General features: G+C 77.0%; 24 protein-coding genes. 15 read left to right on the forward strand and 9 right to left on the reverse strand.

The window, feature by feature from the left end:
* Positions 1-116: 116 nt before the first annotated feature.
* The 4 genes from ABT093_RS18960 to ABT093_RS18975 all read left to right on the forward strand — a co-directional run bounded on the left by ABT093_RS18960 (position 117) and on the right by ABT093_RS18975 (position 3887).
* The gene (locus ABT093_RS18960) at positions 117-1334 is read left to right on the forward strand and encodes a glycosyltransferase (protein ID WP_350565629.1); all 1218 of its coding nucleotides are present in this window, start codon (positions 117-119) and stop codon (positions 1332-1334) included.
* 337 nt (positions 1335-1671) lie between these two features.
* A complete protein-coding gene (locus ABT093_RS18965; protein ID WP_350565631.1) occupies positions 1672-2604 on the forward strand; it encodes a SigB/SigF/SigG family RNA polymerase sigma factor in 933 nt (310 codons plus the stop codon).
* 180 nt (positions 2605-2784) lie between these two features.
* Positions 2785-3165, forward strand: coding sequence for an STAS domain-containing protein (locus ABT093_RS18970; RefSeq protein WP_350565633.1), 381 nt, complete (start codon positions 2785-2787; stop codon positions 3163-3165).
* A gap of 41 nt (positions 3166-3206) precedes the next feature.
* Positions 3207-3887 (forward strand): HAD family hydrolase, encoded by a 681-nt coding sequence (locus ABT093_RS18975; protein WP_350565635.1) that lies wholly within the window; start codon positions 3207-3209, stop codon positions 3885-3887.
* A gap of 106 nt (positions 3888-3993) precedes the next feature.
* Here ABT093_RS18975 and ABT093_RS18980 read toward each other — a convergent pair whose 3' ends face one another.
* Entirely contained in the window at positions 3994-4881 is an 888-nt protein-coding gene (locus tag ABT093_RS18980; protein ID WP_350565637.1) for a 4Fe-4S domain-containing protein, read from the reverse strand.
* A gap of 222 nt (positions 4882-5103) precedes the next feature.
* Here ABT093_RS18980 and ABT093_RS18985 point away from each other — a divergent pair, with 222 nt between their 5' ends.
* Together ABT093_RS18985 and ABT093_RS18990 are read left to right on the forward strand one after the other, a co-directional pair.
* A complete protein-coding gene (locus tag ABT093_RS18985) occupies positions 5104-6261 on the forward strand; it encodes a baeRF2 domain-containing protein (protein ID WP_350565639.1) in 1158 nt (385 codons plus the stop codon).
* Positions 6262-7051: 790 nt separating this feature from the next.
* On the forward strand, positions 7052-8074 hold the full coding sequence (locus ABT093_RS18990; RefSeq protein ID WP_350565640.1) for an iron-containing redox enzyme family protein: 1023 nt from the start codon (positions 7052-7054) through the stop codon (positions 8072-8074).
* Here the strand turns inward: ABT093_RS18990 and ABT093_RS18995 are convergent.
* Both ABT093_RS18995 and ABT093_RS19000 read right to left on the reverse strand, forming a co-directional pair.
* On the reverse strand, positions 8039-8254 hold the full coding sequence (locus ABT093_RS18995) for a CDGSH iron-sulfur domain-containing protein (protein WP_350565642.1): 216 nt from the start codon (positions 8252-8254) through the stop codon (positions 8039-8041). The two genes, ABT093_RS18990 and ABT093_RS18995, sit on opposite strands and share 36 nt — an antisense overlap.
* A gap of 52 nt (positions 8255-8306) precedes the next feature.
* Complete coding sequence (locus tag ABT093_RS19000; RefSeq protein WP_350565644.1) at positions 8307-8957, reverse strand: HemK2/MTQ2 family protein methyltransferase; 651 nt, start codon at positions 8955-8957, stop codon at positions 8307-8309.
* A gap of 103 nt (positions 8958-9060) precedes the next feature.
* Here ABT093_RS19000 and ABT093_RS19005 point away from each other — a divergent pair, with 103 nt between their 5' ends.
* Positions 9061-9789, forward strand: coding sequence for a GNAT family N-acetyltransferase (locus ABT093_RS19005; RefSeq protein ID WP_350565646.1), 729 nt, complete (start codon positions 9061-9063; stop codon positions 9787-9789).
* Positions 9790-10077: 288 nt separating this feature from the next.
* Positions 10078-11109 carry a hypothetical protein gene (locus ABT093_RS19010; protein WP_350565648.1) on the forward strand — a complete coding sequence of 344 codons (1032 nt, stop codon included), beginning with the start codon at positions 10078-10080 and terminating at the stop codon, positions 11107-11109.
* A 40-nt stretch (positions 11110-11149) separates the two neighbouring features.
* Here the strand turns inward: ABT093_RS19010 and ABT093_RS19015 are convergent, their stop codons facing one another.
* Positions 11150-12049 (reverse strand): Rieske (2Fe-2S) protein, encoded by a 900-nt coding sequence (locus ABT093_RS19015; protein ID WP_350565650.1) that lies wholly within the window; start codon positions 12047-12049, stop codon positions 11150-11152.
* Positions 12050-12346: 297 nt separating this feature from the next.
* Here ABT093_RS19015 and ABT093_RS19020 point away from each other — a divergent pair, with 297 nt between their 5' ends.
* Together ABT093_RS19020 and ABT093_RS19025 are read left to right on the forward strand one after the other, a co-directional pair.
* On the forward strand, positions 12347-13321 hold the full coding sequence (locus ABT093_RS19020; protein ID WP_350565651.1) for a DUF5133 domain-containing protein: 975 nt from the start codon (positions 12347-12349) through the stop codon (positions 13319-13321).
* Positions 13322-13468: 147 nt separating this feature from the next.
* Positions 13469-13705 carry a DUF6296 family protein gene (locus tag ABT093_RS19025; RefSeq protein WP_350565653.1) on the forward strand — a complete coding sequence of 79 codons (237 nt, stop codon included), beginning with the start codon at positions 13469-13471 and terminating at the stop codon, positions 13703-13705.
* Positions 13706-13765: 60 nt separating this feature from the next.
* Here ABT093_RS19025 and ABT093_RS19030 read toward each other — a convergent pair whose 3' ends face one another.
* Entirely contained in the window at positions 13766-13990 is a 225-nt protein-coding gene (locus tag ABT093_RS19030) for a hypothetical protein (protein ID WP_350565655.1), read from the reverse strand.
* A 180-nt stretch (positions 13991-14170) separates the two neighbouring features.
* Here ABT093_RS19030 and ABT093_RS19035 point away from each other — a divergent pair, with 180 nt between their 5' ends.
* Both ABT093_RS19035 and ABT093_RS19040 read left to right on the forward strand, forming a co-directional pair.
* Positions 14171-14629, forward strand: coding sequence for an SRPBCC family protein (locus ABT093_RS19035; protein WP_350565656.1), 459 nt, complete (start codon positions 14171-14173; stop codon positions 14627-14629).
* Positions 14630-14918: 289 nt separating this feature from the next.
* Positions 14919-15344, forward strand: a complete 426-nt coding sequence (locus ABT093_RS19040) for a hypothetical protein (RefSeq protein WP_350565658.1) — start codon at positions 14919-14921, stop codon at positions 15342-15344.
* A 48-nt stretch (positions 15345-15392) separates the two neighbouring features.
* On the opposite strand, the gene ABT093_RS19045 is transcribed toward ABT093_RS19040, so the two are convergent.
* A complete protein-coding gene (locus ABT093_RS19045; protein WP_350565659.1) occupies positions 15393-15590 on the reverse strand; it encodes a hypothetical protein in 198 nt (65 codons plus the stop codon).
* 212 nt (positions 15591-15802) lie between these two features.
* Between ABT093_RS19045 and ABT093_RS19050 the strand changes: the two genes are divergently transcribed.
* On the forward strand, positions 15803-16378 hold the full coding sequence (locus tag ABT093_RS19050; protein ID WP_350565661.1) for a type 1 glutamine amidotransferase domain-containing protein: 576 nt from the start codon (positions 15803-15805) through the stop codon (positions 16376-16378).
* Positions 16379-16808: 430 nt separating this feature from the next.
* On the opposite strand, the gene ABT093_RS19055 is transcribed toward ABT093_RS19050, so the two are convergent.
* From ABT093_RS19055 to ABT093_RS19065, 3 genes are all read right to left on the reverse strand, one after another.
* Positions 16809-17039, reverse strand: a complete 231-nt coding sequence (locus tag ABT093_RS19055) for a hypothetical protein (RefSeq protein ID WP_350565663.1) — start codon at positions 17037-17039, stop codon at positions 16809-16811.
* A 53-nt stretch (positions 17040-17092) separates the two neighbouring features.
* The gene (locus tag ABT093_RS19060; protein ID WP_350565664.1) at positions 17093-17266 is read right to left on the reverse strand and encodes a CsbD family protein; all 174 of its coding nucleotides are present in this window, start codon (positions 17264-17266) and stop codon (positions 17093-17095) included.
* A gap of 99 nt (positions 17267-17365) precedes the next feature.
* Positions 17366-17902 (reverse strand): DUF6328 family protein, encoded by a 537-nt coding sequence (locus tag ABT093_RS19065; RefSeq protein ID WP_350565666.1) that lies wholly within the window; start codon positions 17900-17902, stop codon positions 17366-17368.
* Positions 17903-18154: 252 nt separating this feature from the next.
* On the opposite strand from ABT093_RS19065, the gene ABT093_RS19070 reads away from it, so the two are divergent.
* Positions 18155-18634 (forward strand): STAS domain-containing protein, encoded by a 480-nt coding sequence (locus ABT093_RS19070; RefSeq protein ID WP_350565668.1) that lies wholly within the window; start codon positions 18155-18157, stop codon positions 18632-18634.
* 9 nt (positions 18635-18643) lie between these two features.
* Positions 18644-19189, forward strand: a 546-nt coding sequence (locus ABT093_RS19075) for an ATP-binding protein (protein WP_350565669.1), incomplete at its 3' end; no start/stop codon positions are given.

Here is a 19189-nt window from a genome sequence, read left to right on the forward strand (position 1 = left end):
ATCATGTTCCCCGCCGCTTCCAAGCTATAGCGCAGCGGGGGGCTTGCCGCAAGGGGGTGGTGGGGCCGGAGAATCCTCGGCCGAAGCCGGAATCACGGGGACAGGAGTGGTGCGGGATGCGTGTGGTGCTGTCGACGTACGGGTCGCGGGGGGACGTCGAGCCGCTGCTGGCGCTCGCCGAGCGGCTGCGGGAGGCGGGAGCCGAGGTGCGGGTGTGCGCGCCTCCGGAGGAGGAGTTCGCGGCGCGGCTGGCGGACGCCGGGGTGCCGATGGTGGCGGTGGGGGAGTCGGTGCGGGCGCTGGTGAGCGGGCCGCCGCCGAAGCCGGAGGACTTCCCGAAGCGGGCGGCGGCGCTGGTGGCCGGGTTCTACGAGGCGGTGCTCGCCGAGGCGGAGCCGGGCGGGGTGGTGGTGGCCACCGGCCTGTTCCCCAGCGCGGCCGGTGCCCGGTCGGCGGCCGAGACGGTGGGCGCGCGCTTCGTCCACGTCAGCCTCCAGCCGACCATGCTGCCCTCACCGCACCACCCGCCGTTCCAGTACCCGGGCCGGCCGCAGGCGCCGGAGGGGACCGGCAACGAGGAGCTGTGGGAGCGGGACGTCGAGTCCATGAACGCGCTGTTCGGCGCAGTGGTGAACGCCCACCGCGCATCCGTCGGCCTGCCGCCGGTGGCCAACGTGCGCGACCACGTGCTCACCGCGCGGCCGTGGCTGGCCACGGACGCCGTCCTCGGTCCGTGGCGGCGGCCGGCCGCCCTGGACGTCGTGCAGACCGGTGCCTGGCTCGCGGACGACCGGCGCCCGCTCCCCACCGGGCTGGAGGAGTTCCTGGCCGCGGGCGCGCCCCCGGTGTACGTGGGGTTCGGCAGCATGCCGATGCGCGGCTCGGCGGACGTCGCCCGGCTGGCCGTCGAACAGGCGCTGGCACTGGGCCGGCGGGTCGTGGTGGGCCGAGGCTGGGCGGGGCTGGGCCCGGCGGGTGACGGCGGCGAGTGCTACGCGGCCGGCGAGGTGAACCACCAGGCGCTGTTCCCCCGGGTGGCCGCCGTGGTGCACCACGGCGGCGCGGGCACCACGACGGCGGCGGCCCGGGCCGGGACGCCGCAGCTGGTGGTGCCCCAGATCGTCGACCAGCCCTACTGGGCCGCGCGGGTGGCCGAGCTCGGCATCGGCGCGGTGCACGACACGGCGGCGCCGAGCGCCGCGACCGTGTCCGCCGCGCTGCGCACCGTCCTGGACCCGGCGGCCCGCGCCCGGGCGGCGGCCGTGGCCACCGGCATCCGCACCGACGGCGCCGAGCTGGCCGCCCGCCTGCTGCTCGATCCGGCCGCCGGCTAGCGGCCCGCCGGCCGGGGCGGCGGCTGCGGACGCCGCGCGTCGTCCTGCCGGGGCCGGCCCGCTACCACAGGTGACGGCCGGTGACCGGTGGTGATGCCGTGAAACGGGCACGGCAATACGGGACAGACATGCATCAACCGGGGCATGGTGGGTACCAGCACCACTGGAACGGTCATCGCGCACCGCAGGCCGTTTCCGCGCCCGCCGGGCGCCACCTGGACCGTCGCTTGAAGAAGCCGGGCAGAGGTCTTCGGGAAGTGGTGCCGCGGTGTCGTGGGCGATCCCGCCCGGACGACCCCGCGGCCCGAGGCGTTCCTCCTTGCCCTGGAGAACAGCCGTGTCCATACCTGCACTCAGAACCGGATCCCGTCCGCACGCCACCTCGGCCGAGCCGTCCGTACCGGCGGACGGCTTGCCGCCCGATCTGCCGCCGCGCCCGACCGAGGCGCAGCTGCGGGTCATGGGCAAGACCGAGGCCCGTGAGCTCAGCGACGCGCTCTTCGAGCGGCTCGCCGGGCTGGCCCGTGAGTCCCACGCCTACAGCTACGTCCGCGGGACCGTCATCGAACTCAACATGCCGCTGGTGCGCTTCATCGCCGGCCGCTTCCGCCACCGCCCGGAGGACATGGACGACATCCTCCAGGTCGGCACCGTCGGACTCATCAAGGCGGTCGACGGCTACGACCCGGGGCGCGGCGTCGAGTTCCTGACCTACGCCATCCCCACCATCGCCGGCGAGATCAAGCGGTTCTTCCGGGACACCTCCTGGCCGGTGCGCGTCCCGCGCCGGATGCAGGAGTTCTACCTGACCGTCGCCCGCGGCTCCGACCGGCTGGAACAGCGGCTCGGCCGCCTGCCGCACCCCGAGGAGATCGCCGAGGAGCTCCACCTCACCGTCGACGAGGTCGTCGAGGGGCTGGTGGCCAGCCGGGTCTACCGGCCCAACTCGCTGGACGCGCTGCGCGAGCAGGACACCGACGAGTCCGGCAGCGCGCTGCTGGACCGGCTCGGCTCCTGCGACCCGGGCATCGAGCTGGCCGAGTTCCGCATCGCCGTGCGGCCCCTGCTGGGGAAGCTGCCGCGCCGCGAGCAGCTCGTGCTCAAGCTGCGCTTCTGGGAGGACCGGACGCAGTCCGAGATCGCCGAGCGGATCGGCGTCTCGCAGATGCACGTCTCGCGCCTGCTGTCCGCCACCCTCGCGCACCTGCGCGAGGAGCTGGAGGACCGCGCGGCGGACGGCGGCCCGCCCGCTCCGCCCGGGCCGGGCTGAGGCCCCGGGCCCGAGGCCCTGTCCCGCAACCCGCGCCCCTCCGGGTGTTTCCGGCCCTCCGCAGCGGTTAGCCGCCTGCGGGGGGCCGTCGGCACGCGAGCCCGGTGCCGCCGGCCCGGCACCGCGCCGGTCCCGCACCCACGCCGGTCCGGCAGCGCGCACCCAGGAGGAGCATCCGCCATGACCCGCAGCCCGTCCCGACCTCCCGAGGACTCGCCTTCCGCCCCGGACCGGCCCGCCGGACTCACCGCCCGCGCCCGGCCGTGGGCCCGCGGGACCGTCCTGGTCCTGAACGGCGAACTCGACCTGGACTCCGTCGCCGTCCTGCGCCGGGCCCTCGACGGCGCGCTCGCCGTTCCCGGAACGGTCGTCGTGATCGACTGCGGCGAGCTGGCGTTCTGCGACTCCACCGGCGTGAGCGCCCTGCTGGAGGGCGCCGGCCGCGCCGCCGGCTCCGGCAGCCGGATCGAGCTCGCCCGCCCCCGGCCGCTGGTCCGGCGGGTGCTCGAACTCACCGGCGTCATCGACGCGTTCGCCGTCCACGACACCGTGCCGCCGTGACCCGGCCGAGCCGTCCCTTGCCCGCTCCCCAGGAGGACCTCATGACCACCAGCCCGGCTGCGCTCTTCGACGTCGACGGAACGCTGCTCGACACCACCTACCTGCACATCCTCGCCTGGTGGGAGGCGTTGCGCCAGTACGACCACACCGTCCCCGCCGCCCGGGTGCACCGCGCCATCGGCATGGGCGCCGACCGGCTGCTCGATCACCTGCTCGGCGAGGACCGCGACCGGGACGAGGACGAGGCCGTCACGGCCGCCCACGACGCCCTCTACGCCCGGTACTGGCCCGTGGTGCGGCCGTTGCCCGAGGCTGCCGAGCTGCTGCGCTCCTGTGCCCGCCGGGGCTGGCGGGTGGTGCTGGCCAGTTCCGCCTCCGAACGCGAACTGACCGCGCTGCGCGCCGTGCTGGACGCCGACGAGGTGATCGCCGCCGTCACCACCGCCGACGACGTCGCCGCCACCAAACCCGAGCCCGACCTCGTCCGGGCCGCCCTCGACCGGGCCGACAGCACCCCCGGGCAGGCGCTGTTCGTCGGCGACACGCTCTGGGACGTCACCGCGGCGGCCCGCGCCGGCATGCCGTGCGTGGCCGTCGAGAGCGGCGGTCACTCCGCCCAGGACCTCCTCGGCGCCGGGGCCGCCGAGGTCCACGCCGACACCGGGGAGCTGCTGGCCGCGCTGGACGCCAGCCTGCTCGGCCGCCCGCCACTGCCGGACTGACACCGCCCGCGCCACCCCGCTCGTCCCGGTCCGTCGGCCACCCGGCGTGAACACCCCTGCCCGCAGCCGCTGGTCCTCGCCGAGGACAGGCCGCTCGGCCGGCGGGTCACCAGCGCAGTGCGGTGAAGTCGATCGGCCGCGGCGGGAGCTTCGCGGTGCGGGCGGCCAGGTCGCGCATCCGGCGGCCGAACTCGTCGGCCGGCAGCCGCTTGCGGTCGCCGTGGCCGGGCAGCAGCCAAGCGAAGCGGATCCGTGGTGCCGTACGGGCCAGCGACGCGGCCAGTTCGGTGATGGAGTACCAGGTGACCGACTCGGCGACGGCGACGTCGCCGTCGGTGCGGGACCAGTAGAAGCTGTCGCCGCTGAAGCAGTACGTCCCGTCGGCGAGGTACAGCACGCTGCCCTCGGTGTGCCCGGGCAGCGGGTGCGCCGTCACGCCGTCGGCGATCCCCACCGGCTCGGTGCCCCGCAGGACCCGGTCGGCGTCGGGCGCGGCGGCCAGGTCCGACGCGTGGATCCACAGCCGGGCGCCGAACCGGTCGGCGTACGCGCGGCCGTGCGCGGCGTGGTCGCGATGGGTGAGCAGTACGTCGGTGACCGGGCCGATGGCGGCGTATCTCGTGGCCAGCGCGGAACTCCAGCGGGGAGTGTCGATCATCATCAGATTTCCGGCCGGCCGGCGCAGCAGATAGGAATTCGCTCCGGCGGTGTGCGGCGAGTTGTGCCCGCACAGGTACACGTGCTCGGCGAGGCGCAGCGGGAAGGGGTCGAGGTCCGGCTGCGGCGCGCGTGCGCCGTGCCGGACCGACCGGGAGGGGCAGGCGAACGCCGCGGCGTGCAGCGCCCTCTCCTCCGCCTCGGTACGGGGCTGGCGGACGACCGCCGAGCGTCCGTCGACCCGGGCGATCAGCCCCGGCGCGAGCTGCCGGGCGACGTCGCAGTCGGTGCAGCGGTGATCGACGTGCCAGTCGGTGCCGGTCGAATGCTCGGTCATGGCGTGGTCCTCCGCGCGGGCCGGTGGCGATTGACGTCCCCATGACTATCACGCGTCACCTCGTGGGGCCCGGGCCCGGCGGTCGCCCCGTCGGGCCGCGGCCCGCGATACTGGAGATCCGGACGGGTCCGCCCGTCCGGGGGCCCGCGCGGTGCCGGGGTGACCCGCCGACGGCACGGGGGCAGGCGCGCGGCGGAACCCACCCGAACCGGGGAGACCGTCATGCAGCTCGCCTTCCTCGCCCCGCTCCTCGAACGACCCGGCCCCTGGGCCTCCGTCTACCTCGACACCTCCCGCGCCACCGAGGACGCCGCCCAGCGCCGCGCGCTCATCGACCGCGCCGCCGTCCGCCGGCTGGCCGGCCTCGGCGCCGACGAGGCCACCCGCACCGCCGTCCGCGAGCACCTGGCGGCGCAGGCGGTCTCCGGCTCGCCCCAGGGCCGTGCCGTCTTCGCCGCCGGCGGCGAGGTCGCGCTGGACGTCCCGCTCGCCGCCTCACCGCCCGACGTCGACGCCACCTGGGCGCCCCTGCCGCACACCGCGCCCCTGCTCGGGCTGCTCGGCGACACCGCCGCCGCCTGCCTGATCGCCACCGTCGACCGGACCGGGGCCGACCTCGAACTGCGCGACCTCGGCCGCACCGCGCCCGCCGGTACCGTCGACGCGCCCCAGTGGCAGGGCCGCGGCCACCGCGCCCCGCCCGCCGACCGCTACGAGTGGCACTACCGGCACCGCCGCGAGGACGCCTGGGAGCGCACCGCCGGCATCATCGCCGACCACCTCGCCCGGATCTGGCCGGACAGCGGCGCCCAACTGCTCGTCCTCACCGGCGACCCCCGCGAACGCCGGGCCGTCCACCAGCGGCTGCCGCAGCAGCTGCGCTCCGACACCGTCGGGATCGACGGCGGAGGCCGGGCGGCCGGCACCTCCCGCGAGGCCTTCGACCGCCGGCTGGCCGAAGCCTGGAGCGCCCACCGCGGCCGCCGCCTGGACAGCGCGCTGGACGCCTTCCGCACCGGCGTCGGCCGGCCCGGCGAGCACGGCGAGACCGCCGAAGGCGTCCAGACCGCCCCCGGCGCCGCCGCCCAGGGCGTGCCGGCCGTGGTCGACGCCGCCCGGCAGCACCGGCTCGCCACCCTGCTCGTCCAGGAGGGCGGCCACGACCAGGACCGCCAGGTGTGGGTCGGCCCCGCGCCCGAACAGGTCGGCGTCCAGCGCAACGACGTCCGCAGCATGGGCGTCGCCGGCCCGGACCGGGCCCCGGCCGCCGACGCCCTGCTGCGCTGCGCCGTCGCCGCCGGGGCCGACGCGCTGGCCGTCCCCGCGGACGTCCCCGGCCCGGCCGGCGGCCTCGGGGCCGTGCTGCGCTGGCAGGAGTGAGCGACCGTGCCCGGCGCACCGTCCGTCGCGGGGTGCGGCCGAGGGGTGCGGGGGACCCTCGGCCGGGGCCGGCCGTGCGACCAGTCCGCTGCCGCCGGGCTGGTGGGCTCCGGGAGCCCCGGACGCCGGTCGGGCCTCAGCTCGACTCGACTGATCAGCACCGATGCCGGGCGGGTTCGGAAACGGACTCCCGAAGTGGTCGTCGGTGCTCCCGTCCACGCCGGCCTTCACGGAGCCGGCCGCGCGCGCGGGTGAGCCGGCCGTGAAGAGGATTCCGCCGTTCGGGTCCGGATCCTCGACGTCGGCCCCGTTGACGCCGTGGGCGTCGATGTCCTCGACGACGAGGTGGGCTCGACGCAGAGGCCCGCCCGGCGGTCGGTGGAGGTGTCGGGGCCGGTGTCGGTGAGGTCGAGGGTGCGGAGCTCCCGCTGTTCGGTGCTGGTGAGGAGGAACGCGGCGCGGGCGCCCCCGCCCGGGGCGGCGGCCGGCGGGGTGGTTCGTGAGCGCTTGGCCCGGAACGTGGCGGCGGGCCGGCCCGAGAACCCGTGGACACGCCGGACGGCACGGTCAGGTCGGTCTCCGTGCGCGGCCCGGATCGCCCGGTCGGGCGGCGCAGGTTCGATCGGGCGGATCCGGGGAAGCCGCCCGGCCGGACCCGGAGAATCGACGCGGAGGAGGCGGAGAGCATGGACCCGCGGACACGGAACGCTCGCCCCGTCGGCGGACGGCTGCCGCATCCCGGGTGCGCCGCCGTACCGCCGCGGCGCCCGGCCGGCACCGGGAGCGGGCGATGAGGCGGGCACCGGCCCCGCGCGGGCCGCTCTCCGAAGCCGTCCTCGCCCTGGTCACCGCCGGCCCGCCCGGCGCCGGCCGTCTGCTCGCCCCGGACAGCAGGCCGTGGGCGGACGCGGCCCGCGGCGACGACCCCTGGGGCGAGGACCACCAGCTCGCGCTCCACCTCTGCTACGAACTGCACGACCGGGGCCTGCCCGGCGTCCACCCCGGCTGGGAGTGGGACCCAGGGCTGCTCACCCTGCGGCGCTCCCTGGAACGTCCGTTCCTCGCCGCCGTCCGGGACGAGGCCGGGCCCGTGCCGCCGCTCGCCGCGGCCGTGGAGCGCCTGCTGACCGCCGCCGGTGACGGCGGCCCGGCCGCCTACCTGGAGGCGGAGGGCGAGCGCTGGCAGGCCCGGGAGTACGTGGTGCACCGCTCCGTCTACCACCTCAAGGAGGCCGACCCGCAGCTGTGGCTGCTGCCCCGGATCCACGGGCCGGCCCAGGCGGCGCTGACGACCGTCCTCTTCGACGAGTACGGCGCCGGACGGCCCGAGAACGCCCACGCGCTGCTGTTCGCCCGGATGATGGCCGATCTCGGCCTGGAGACGGCCTACGGCCACTACCTCGACGCGGTGCCCGCGCCGACGCTGGCGGTGGTCAACCTGATGATGCTGTTCGGCCTGCACCGGGCGCTGCGCGGCGCGGCCGTCGGCCAGTTCGCCACCATCGAGATCACCTCCTCGCCGGGCGCCGCCCGGCTGGCCGCCGCCCTGAAGCGCCTGGGGGCGGGGGAGGACGGCACCCTGTTCTACCGCGAGCACGTCGAGGCGGACGCGGTGCACGAGCAGCTGGTCCGGCACGGGGTGATCGACGAGCTGACGGCCGCCGAACCCGAGCTGGCCTGGGACATCGCCTTCGGCCTGGCGGCCACCGGGGCGGTGGACGACCGGTTCGCCGCCCACCTGCTGGGCCACTGGCGGGCCGGGCGCAGCTCGCTGCGCTCACCCCTGCCCGACGCTCCCACCGGTTCCGGCTGAGCGGTTCCCGGCGGGGCGGGCGTGCCGGCGGTGGCTGGTGTCGCAGAACGGGCGGTGCCGGCTGCGCCGGCACGCGCAGAGCGCCACCACGGGCCGCTCGCACAGCCGCACCACGCCGTCGGGGCCGGTCACCTCGACCGGGCCCTCCACCAGGATCGGGCCCTCCGCCAGGACCGTCACCCGCACCGGTGAACGCCCGGTGCTCCCCGGTTCGGCGCTCCTCGGTCCTGGTTCAGTGCTTCCGGACACCGCGCACCACCACCAGCTCCTCCTCGCGGACACCCGCCCCGATCAGCCCCAGCCGTTCGAACAGCCCGGCCCGCTCCGTCATCACCGGCCCGAAGGCCTGCCGCCGGCGGGCCACCACGGCCGCCGCCAGCCCCGCGCCGCGCAGCGCGGCGAGCGTCTTCGGCACTCCCGCGAGGGAGGACTGCACCAGCAGCAGGACCCCGCGTGCGGCCAGCAGCCGCGGTGCGTCCCGGCAGATCCGGTCCAGCACGAGCCGCCCGTCCGGTCCGGCGTCCCAGGCGAGCGCCGCACCCACCGGGCGGCCGGGCGCCTCGGTGGGCACGTACGGCGGATTGGCGGTCACCAGGTCGAAGTGCCGCCCGCCGACGGGGCCGGTGAGGTCACCTCGGCGCAGCTCGACGCGCCGGTGGTGCAGCCGGGTGTTGAGCCAGGCCGCGAGCAGGGCGCGCGTCGAGAGGTCCACCGCGGTCACCCGGGCACCCGTCCGCGCGGCGGCCAGCGCCACCACGCCCGTCCCGGTCCCGAGGTCCAGCACCCGGCTGGCCGCGCCGAGCGGCTCGCGGCGCAGACAGGAGACCAGGAGATCGGTGTCGCCCTGGGGCGGGTAGACCCCGGGCGGTCTGATCAGCAGCATGCCGAGCGGCTGCCCCGCCAGGCCCGCTCCACACCCCCGGCCGCACGGACTCCTGCCGGACGGACCCTGCCGGACGGACCGCCGCCCCTGGCAGGATCGGGCCATGGCGGACGATTCTCCGGTGACCAGGGCACGGGCCCTGTGGCAGGAACTCGCGGCGCGGCCGGTCGCGTTCGGTACGCGGGGCGACATCGGCGTGGTGGTCTCTCCCGGGTCGCGGATCGGCCCGCCCGGATGGGTGGGCATCGTGGTCCTGGGCGGGGCCGCCCTGGTGACGGCGCCGACCGAGGAGGCCGCGGCCCTGATCCGAACGGCCGTGGCCGGCAGGCGCGCCGACGAGCCGGCCGGGCCCGCGGCGATCACGGACCTGTTCCCGGCGGGCCGGGTCCTCGGGCCGGCGGCGCTCGCCTACGCCTCGCCGGCCGCCTTCCGCCCGGTTGAACCGGCGGGGTGGCCGGACGTGCGGGAACTCCCGCCCGGGCACCCGGATCTGGCCGCCCTCGAACGCGACGCCGGGACGGCGGACGCCGACGAGGCGGGCCTCGACGAGATCACCTCGCCCGCGTTCGTCGTCCGTGGGGCGGACGGCCGGGTCGTCGCCGCGGCCGGCTACCGCCGCTGGCCGGCGGACACGGCCCACCTGGCCGTGCTGACCGCGCCCGACCGGCGGGGCGAGGGCCTCGCCCGGGCGGCCGCCTCCGCGGCGGTGCGGCACGCCCTCGCCCGGGACCTGCTGCCGCAGTGGCGCGCCCGGGTCCCGGCATCGCGCAGGGTGGCCGCCGGCCTCGGATTCACCGAACTCGGCGTCCAGCTCAGCGTCGAGCCGACCTGAGCGGGAGGTCGGGTTTGCCGTCACGACAGCGGTCGGCGCACCGCACCCGCGGTTCTCCGGTGGGCCGACCCTCACGATCCGGCTTCCCCCGCGCGGGGGAAGCCGGATGATCCGTGGGATGGATGTGACCGGCGCGGGTGACGCGGAATCCTGGAGCGTCGGCAATCCGGAGGTACGGGGGTCACGGTGGCTGTTGCTGCGAACTCTGAGGCAGGTGGCGTTTCCGAGCCGCCGACCGCGAGGCGGGGGCGGGTGGTGTGGTGGCGGCGGTGGCCCGTGTGGGCGCCCGTGGCAGCCGCCTCCTGGGGCGCGTCGTACGCCGCTGTCGAGGCCACCTGGGCGGTGACGGGCACCACCGTGCAGTGGAAGGAACACTCCGCGTACGCGCCGGGGGTCCAGCTCTTCCTGGCGGCCCTCGCGCTCCTGGCCGCCGGTGCCTGCCTGGCCGGCACCCGAACGCTCGCCAAGGCCGGCCGGGTCGCGGTGGCGACGGTGCTGAGCGTGGCGCTGGCGGTGTTCGTCGTGGGAACGAACGGGCTGCCGATCTATGTCGTGACGATGGCAACGCTCTCGGGGATCGAGAGCGCCACCGGGCTGGCCCAGGTGCTGCTGAACACGGCGGGCGCCGTCCTCCTGCTCCTGGTCGGTCTGTCGTACCGCCGGCGGCTGCGCGGAGCCTGTCCGCGATGCGGGTGGCCGCACGCCGGCGCCGCCGACGGCCCGCTCGCCCACCCTGCCGCCTCCCGAGCCCCGGGGCGCACCCGAGCCGCGGTGTACCTGCTCATGTGCGGACTCCTGCCGTGGGCGGGAACCAAGACCATCTGGACGCTGGGCGGGGACGTGCTCGGTGTCGCGGGTGATGACTGGCAGAGGGCGTCGGTCGCCGGCGCGTCGGGTCCGTCGAAGGCAACCGCGTCGGCGGGGATCGACGTCACCGTGCTGGCCGCGACGGTCGGGATCTTCCTGCTGCTGGGGCTGCTGTACGTGTGGGGGCAGGTGTTTCCGCGCTGGACGCTGTTCCTGTCCGGGCGGCGGGTCCCGCGCCTGCTGCCCCTGATTCCAGCCTGGCTGACCGGTGTCCCGCTGGCGATGTACGGGGTCGTCCTCCTCGTCATGGCCCCGCTCATGGCGGCCGGTGTGCTGCCCGGGATCAAGCCGGACCCGCCGTTCACCAGCAGCTCGGGGATCACCTGGTTCGCCTGGTTCGGCGGCCTGGCCTTCGGCGGTCTGGGGATCGGCCTCGTCGTGGCCGCCCGCTCCTACGCCGCCCGCACCCGCCCCATCTGTGCCGGCGCCACGGCAACGGGGAGTCCGAAGTAGCCGGGTACCGGGCACGGCCGCGGGCGTGCGGCGGCGCTTCTCAGCCCGCTCCGGGACGGCGGATCTCCAGGTGCCCGGAGAGCGCCCGGGCCTGGAGCACCGGCTGCGGCGCGGTGGCCGGCCCCCGCTCGACCTCGCCGTCGCTCAGCCGGAACTCGCTGCCGTGCCACGGGCAGCGCAGGCACCCGTCCACCACGGTGCCCTCGGCCAGCGGGCCGGACAGGTGCGCGCAGCGCTCGGCGAGGACGTGCCACCGGTCGTCCTCGCCGTGCACCACGACCACCGCCAGCCCGTCGACCGTGCGCCGGACCGGCTCGCCCGGCGGAAAGTCCTCGACCGGCCCGACCCCGATCCAGTCCGGGGGCGCCAGCCGCTGCACGGCCGCCGCCCGGTTGGGGCCCGCGGCCTGCCGGTACGACAGATGGCCGCCGAGCACGCCGCCGACCGACACCGCCGTCAGCCCGGCCAGGCCGAGCAGCCGGCCCCGCAGCGGCCGGTGGCGGCAGCGGGCCAGCAGTGAGCAGGCGAACATCAGGACGCCGGTGGTGTTGGCGGCGGCGTGCACCAGGCCGGTGCGCTGCCGGGGCGGGTCCAGCCGGGCCCAGTCCGCCCAGCCCGCCGCGGCGGCCGGCCCGGCCGTCGCCAGGCCGGCGGCGACCAGGGCGCCCGCGGCCCGGCGGTTGCCGGGCAGGCTGTCCAGGATCTCCGCCGAGATCCAGCAGCCGATCGGCAGCTGGACCAGCGCCGGGTGCAGCGGGTGGCCGAGCCACACGCCGTGCAGCAGGTCGCGGGAGCGGCCGAGGGGCAGGCCGTTCAGCGCGTCGGCCAGCGGCGCGGCGGCCCGGTCCAGGAAGCGCCAGTCAGCCGGCGCGTCCAGGGCCCGGCGCAGCCGCCGGGACCACGGCCGGCTCTGCGGGAAGTCGTGGGAGGAAGTGTCCATACCCGGCGCCTAGCCGACCGGCGCAGGGCCAAACCCCTGTCCGGGAGGCCGGTCGTTCGCCCGGGGCCGTCAGCGGTCCGGGCCGTTCCGCACGGGTGGGACGGCCCGGCGCCGCCTGTGTGGAGGCCCTGATCGGCGCGCGCGTGGGCCGGCCGGTCTCCGCGTCGAGGGCGTCCGCAGACGGCGCGGCGCGCGCGCCCTGCGGGTCCGCGCCCCGTCCGGCGGCCGCTCGGCCGCGCCGTCGTGACGCCCCGTGGTCGCGTGGGCATACTGTGCGGACATGACCGGGAGGTGGCCATGTCCATGGTGGATGTCGCGGAGCTGCGACGGCTGGTCGCCGAGCACGACGCCCTGGCCGGGGACCGGTCGTCCGACGCCCGGCAGCGGCTGCGGGACATCGGCTACACGATCGGCGTCTACACCGGCGAGGCGGACGCCGCCCGCGCCGTGACCCGGGCCCGGGAACTGCTCGACGCCGGCCGCAGCCGCCAGGAAGTCCGTGCCGGCGCGGACGGGCAGGGCGGGCATGACGGGCACGGCGGGCAGGGCCGGCGCTCGGCTCCGGGCGAGACGCCGGCGGAGAGCCTGCTGGCGGAACTCGGCGAGCTGGCCGCCCGTGAGCAGGGCCGGTCGCGGTCGTTCTCGACCCTCGGCGACGTGCTCCAGCTGGCCCGGGTGGCGCTGCCCGCCTGCGCCGGGGCGGCGGTGAGCACCTGGCACGACGAGGGCTCGGTGCACACCCTGGCGGCGGGGTCGCCGCAGCTCCTGGCACTCGAACGGGTGCAGGGCGAGGCCGGGGCCGGTCCGCTGTCGCGGATCCGCGCCCAGGGCGAGGGACAGGTCGTGGTGCGGATCGAACCGGGCCGGCCGGGGCGGTTCACCGACCGCGCCCGCCGCTGCGGCGTGCGCACCGTGGTCGCGGCGCACCTGCGGACCCACCCGCACGGGTGCACCGCGTTCAGCGTCTACCTGCTCTCCCCGGAGGAGCCCGAGCCCCCGGCCCTGCGGCTGGTCTCGGCGCTCGCGCTCCAGTCCTCGATCGCCCTGGACCGCTCCGCGCTGGCCCGCACGGTGGCCGACCTGCTGGACCGGCGCCACACCACCGGCCTGGCCATGGGCGTGGTGATGGAGCGCTACGGGGTGGCCCCGCACACCGCGCTCATGCTGCTCGCCGGAGTGGCCCAGCGGCTGGACACCGACCTCGCCGCGGTGGCCCGCCGGCTGACCGGGCGCGAGCGGCCGGACGCCCGTACGGTGGCGGAGCCGGACTGACCCGCGCCGGCGGTTTGCCGGTCGCGCTGCGGGGCAGCCGCCAGGCGTCCGGAGTGGGCCACGCGGGGACGACACGACCCCCCGAGGTGCGGCCGGGCCCGTCGTGCGGACAATCGACAGGCGGGGGCCGAACCCTAGGAGGCGGCGATGACCGTCCCGTACCGCCGCTATGCGGTGACCGTACCGATCGCGACCGGAGGACACGCGCCACCGGCCGTGGTCGTCGTCCACCCCACGGATGCCCTGGGCCCGGGCGGAAGGCCGGTGTGGGCCAGCGCCGACGGCGACCTCCGGGTGGAGATCGCCGGCCGGATCGCCACCGTCCTGACCGCCCCCGCCGGAAGCTCCCGGCACCCCTGCCTGGACGCCGTGCCACTGCCCTAGTCACGGCTCTCCCGCGACCTGCCGGGGGCGTGCACCGAACGGCGCACGCCCCCGGCAGTGTCAGCGGGCGGCCGCCGCCATGGTCTCGCGCACCGTCACCAGGCACGGATCGCAGTAGCGGTCGGGCACGCCGGCCGGCCCGTCCAGGCCGTTCGGCACCACCCGGCGGGACAGCTCCAGCAGCTGCCCGCAGAGCGCCGTCGACGCGTCGTCCTTCGACACCACGTGCCACACCAGACCCGACGGTTCCACCGCCGGATCGGACTCGGCCCACATCTCGTACACGACTGCCTCCCGGAGCAGGGGATCGGGCTTCCCATGCAATCCCGGGCCGCGCCGGTCGGCCACCGGTGGCACCCAGTGGGACGGTTCTGCGGCAACCGGGGCGGTTACCTCGGCGCGCGCGGGGCAGGCGCGCGGTCGAGGCCGGGAAGGGCCCGGCCGCACCCAGCAGGGAGGCACCGGATGAGCATGGTCAAGCAGTCCGTCGACGTCGACGTGCCGCTGCACGCCGCGTACAACCAGTGGACGCTGTTCGAGGAGTTCCCCCGGTTCATGGAGGGGGTCGACTCCGTGACCCAGCTGGACGACCGTCACAACCACTGGCAGACCAGCATCGGCGGGGTCACCCGCGAGTTCGACACCGAGATCGTCGACCAGCTGCCGGACGAGCGGATCGCCTGGCGGACCGTCGACGGCGGGGTGGACCAGAAGGGCGTCGTCAGCTTCCAGCGCATCGACGACGCGCACACCCGGGTCAACCTGGCCATCGACTTCCGGCCCGAGGGCATGGCCGAGAAGGCCGGCTCCGCCCTGGGCATGGTCGACCGGCGGGTCAAGGGCGACCTGCGGAGGTTCAAGGACTTCATCGAGGAGCGGGGGCGTGAGGAGGGAGGCTGGCGGGGCCGCATCACTCCCGGCTGAGCCCGGGCGCGGTCCGCACGGCAGCGGCCCCGGGTCCCCCGAACGGGGGGCCCGGGGCCTCCGGCGTGGCCGTCGCGGCCTCGGCCGGTTCGGTGGACGTCGCCCTCGGCGTCCTGCTCGCCGGTGGCGCCCTCCGCCTCCTCCGGGACCAGCCCGGGCCACCCGGTGCGGTCCGACGCGGTGCCCTCGCGGTCCTCGAAGCCCGACGCCGGCCCCTCCGCGCGTCTGCCTGGCGATGCCGTCCCGGACCGGCCCGCTTGCCCGGGCGTCCGCCGGGTAGGCGCCGGGCGTGGACCACGACGAACCCCCGGCGGACGGCGGACCCGGCGCGCACGACGCGCGGGAGTACGACCTCTGCGACCACTGCGGCTCGGTCGTCCCGGGCGAGGACCTGCTCGGCGCGCTCGTCCCGGACTCCTCCGCCGTCCATGCCATCGACCCCGGCCTCGACGGCAGGCGGGTGGTCACCGCCTGCTCGGCCGAGCACCTGGCCGCGTTGGTCGACGTCTACCGCCACCGGCCGTTCGTCGACGAGGAGCAGTGGGCGGCCAAGGTCTGCCGCACGCTCGCCGACTACGACGAGCCGGTGCCGCTCAGCCTGGTCGCCGCGCTCAGCGGCCTGTCCGAGGACCAGGCGCAGCGCGGGGTGGACTGGCACAACGAGCGTGCCCGCGAATGGCGCAGCCGCTACGGCCACCCCGGCGCGGACGACTGACGGCGGGGCAGGACCCGGCCCGGCCGGTGCCCGGGTGCCGGGGCCGCGTCACGGCGCCGCGCGGTCGGCGGCGGGCGGCTCGGAGCCGCCCCCCTCCTCGACCTGCGCCGGGGCGTCCGACACCGTCGGGCGCTGCTCCTGCTCCGCGCCCTCGCGCCGTGGTCCGGAATCCCGGGCCGGAGCCCCCTCCGGCCGCCCGGCCGCCTGGTTCACGCTGACGGCCCACGAGCGTCGTCTGGCACTCACCCCTGCTCCCTTCGGTCCGCGCCGGGCGCCGTGCCCGCCGGTGGCCTGCGGCTACCCGGCGCCGGGGCCGCCCACACCCGCACCCCGCCGCGATCCGCCCGTCCGGCGCGCATACCGGGCGCCGTTCCGGGTACCCGCCCGCGCCGGGGGCCGCCGAGCCCTGCCCACCGCCTCCCGCACCGGGAGCCGGCCGACCAGGAGGAGAACGGACCATGACCCGCGACAGCAAGGCCCTGGCCATCGTCACCAACTACGGCGTGGAGCAGGACGAACTCCTCGTCCCGCTGCGCCACCTGCGCGACGACGGCGTCCAGGTCGACATCGCCGCCGTCGAACAGGACGACATCCGCACCCTGGTGGGGGACAAGGACCCCGGCGAGACGGTCCGCCCCACCCACACCCTCGGCGAGGTGGACGCCGCCGACTACGACCTGCTGCTGATCCCCGGCGGCACGATCAACGCCGACACCCTCCGGCTCCAGGACGAGGCCGTCGAGCTGGTGCGCGCCTTCAGCGGCACCGGCCGCCCGATCGCCGCCATCTGCCACGGCACCTGGCTGCTCGCCGAGGCGGGCGTCGCCGACGGCAAGCGGCTGACCTCCTACCCGTCGCTGCGCACCGATCTCACCAACGCGGGCGCCGCCTGGACGGACGAGCCGCTGGTGGAGGACGACAGCGGCGGCTGGCCCCTGGTCACCTCCCGCAACCCGGGCGACCTCGAAGCGTTCATCCGGGGCATCGACGCCGCGCTGCGCCGCGCCGTCCCGGCGGGCGGCCGGGCCGGGTAGCGCCGCCGGGGCGGGGCCTCCCGTCGCGTGGGCGCGGGCGAGGCGGTGCACGGTGAGTTCGCCGTCACGGGCCTCGATGACGGGCCGTGCGCAGCTGCTCACCCCCAGATCGCCTGGGGCCGCACCGCGCCCCCGGCGGGGGGGGGGGGGGCCCCGGGGTGCCCCCCCCCCGGGCCCGGGGGGGTTCACCCCCGGCCCGCCCGCGGGCGGGGGGGGGGGGGTGTGGCGGCGGGCCGCCGGGGCCGCGGTGGCGGGCCGGGCGCCGCCCCCCCCCCCCCCGCCGCCGGGGGCCCCCCCCGCCCCGGCCGGGGCGCGGTGCGGCCCCAGGTGTACCGCCGCGCGATCGCCGGGGCGGAAGCACCCGTTCGCCGCAGGCGGACGGGATCGTGTGATCGTCCGTCCGGCCTGCGGCGAAGGGCGGGGTGCCGGATCAGTCCGGCGGTTCCTGCGGCGCGGCCTCGCCCGGCGGCCGGTCGGGGGCGGGTTCCCCTTCCTCCTGCTCCGCCGGCTCGGTCCGCGCGTACTCCGGACCGTCGGCCGATCCCTTGCGCTCCTCGTGCTCCGGCGGCGGACCGCCCTCGCCGGTCATCCGGGACTCGGGCGTCTCGGTCCGTACGGGCGGGTCCCGGGGTTCACGGGTGCGGTGCTCCGGGTCGGTCATGGCCAGCCACCTCCGTCGGTCTGCGCTGCGTCGTCGCGGTGCCGTGACCGGCGTCAGTCCTTGGCCGCGTCCTTGAGCTTCTCCGCGGCCTGCTTGACGTCGCTCTTCATCTGGGTGCCACGGCCCTTGGCCTCCATCGTCCGGTCACCGGTGGCCCGGCCGGCAGCCTCCTTGGCCTTGCCGCGGGCCTTCTCGGCCATGTTCCGCACCTTGTCGTCGGTCGCCATGGTGTTCGCCTCCGTTCGACACGGGCGGGCCGGTGCCCGCCCGTGGCGCGTGTGCCCCGGACCGGCCGCTTCATGCGTCGCCCGGTGCGACGGCGCCGCTCAGCAGGCCGGCGGGCGCCCGCCCCGGCCGTCGTGCCGGTGCAGGTGCAGGTGGATCACCGGAAGCAGCAGCCAGCACGCGGCGTACCAGGCCATCACCGCGCCCGCGATCCAGGCGGCCGCCGCGCTGCCGGTGGCCACCCGCAGCAGCAGGAGCAGCGCCGAGCCGATGGTGAGCGCCAGCAGCACCAGCCCGATCGCGACCAGCCGCCCGGCGGCGACGACCAGCTGCGGCTTGAGCCGGCGGCCGGCGAAGAGCCGGTGGTAGGAGACCGGTGCGGCGAGCGAGCCGGTGGCCAGCGCCCCGAGGACCACGGTGACGACGTACAGGCCCCGGTCGAAGTCGCCCAGCTGGGCGAAGCGCGGCATGAAGACCACGCTCAGCAGGAAGCCGAACAGCACCTGCGAGCCGGTCTGCGCGACCCGGACCTCCTGGAGCAGATCGCCCCAGCGGCGGTCCGCCCGTTCCTCCGGGGTCTCGTCCCGTCCGCTCCGGGCCGGGGAGGTGTCGTCGCGGCCCGTCGTCCCCGCTGCCATCCGGCCCACCTCCGTCCCGTCCGCAGCCCCCTTTCCGCCGTCCCGGACCGGATCGTCCCGCCGGCGGGGCCCGCAGGTACGTGTAGCCGGGCCGGGGCAGGGCAAACGCGGGCTGTGGACGAGACGACGACCCGGACACCGCCGTGCCCCGTCGCGGCGCAGGCGGTCTCCACCGTCCGCGCGACGCACGGCGCCGCGCGGCATCATGGTCTGGACGGTACGAGGCCGTTCCGACCGGACCGGGAGCCAGCCATGCAGCACTCCGCCGGGGGCACGGGGGACGCGGGGGACGGTGCGGCGGGCCGGGAGGACGAGCCGCCCGACGCCTACCGGCCGGGCGAGCTGCGGGTCGCGGTACGCCGCGCCGGACCGGTGCGGATCGTCGCCGTCGGGGGAGAACTGGACCACGACTCGGCCGACGGGCTGCGCGCCGCCCTGGCCGGACCGGGGGAGGAGGGGCTCGCGCGGATCCTGGTCGACCTCGCCGATCTGCGCTTCTGCGACTCCACCGGCCTGAACGTCCTGCTGCGGGCCCGGCAGGAGGCCGAGCCGACCGGCGTCCGGCTGGAGGTCGCCGGGCCGCGCCCCGCCGTCGCGCGCCTGCTCGCCGTCACCGGCGCGGACACCGTGCTGCGGATCCATCCCAGCGTCGCCGTCGCCCTGGCGGCGGACCGGCCGCCACCGGACGGGCCGGGGCCGGACGGGGGCCCGGCCGTCACCGGCGAAGCCTGAGGTGCGGTGATGGCCGGCCCCGGCGCCGCCCCGGCGCCCGAGCCCGACCGGGACCGGACCCGGCGGCTCGCGCTGAGCGGAGCACAGGGCGCGGTGCAGCGGTCGCGCGACTTCAGCCGCCAGGCGCTGCTGGACTGGCACTGGCTGGCCGTGGACGGCGGACACTGGCCCGACGACGAGCAGGTGGCCGTCTTCGAGGACGTCCTGCTGATGGTCTCCGAACTCGTCACCAACGCCTGCCTGCACGCCCCCGGCGGCCCGCGCGAGCTGCGGCTGAGCTGGGACACCCGGAGGCTGCGGGTCGAGGTCAGCGACGCCAGCCCGCAGCCGCCGCGGCTGCGCCCGTTCGCCGACCCCGGGCGGCCCGGCGGGCACGGGCTGCGCGTGGTGGACCGGCTCGCCCGCGCCTGGGGCTCGCGGCCCGAGGGAGCGGGCAAGTCGGTCTGGCTGGAGGTGCCCTCGCCGCTGAACCACCGCGGACCTGGTCCGACCTGCGCGGACCGGCGGCTTCGACACTCAACCCCCGCTCCCGGAACGGGTTTTGGGCAGGGTGGG

This window comes from Kitasatospora sp. NPDC002551 (assembly GCF_040296005.1).
GTDB lineage: Bacteria > Actinomycetota > Actinomycetes > Streptomycetales > Streptomycetaceae > Kitasatospora.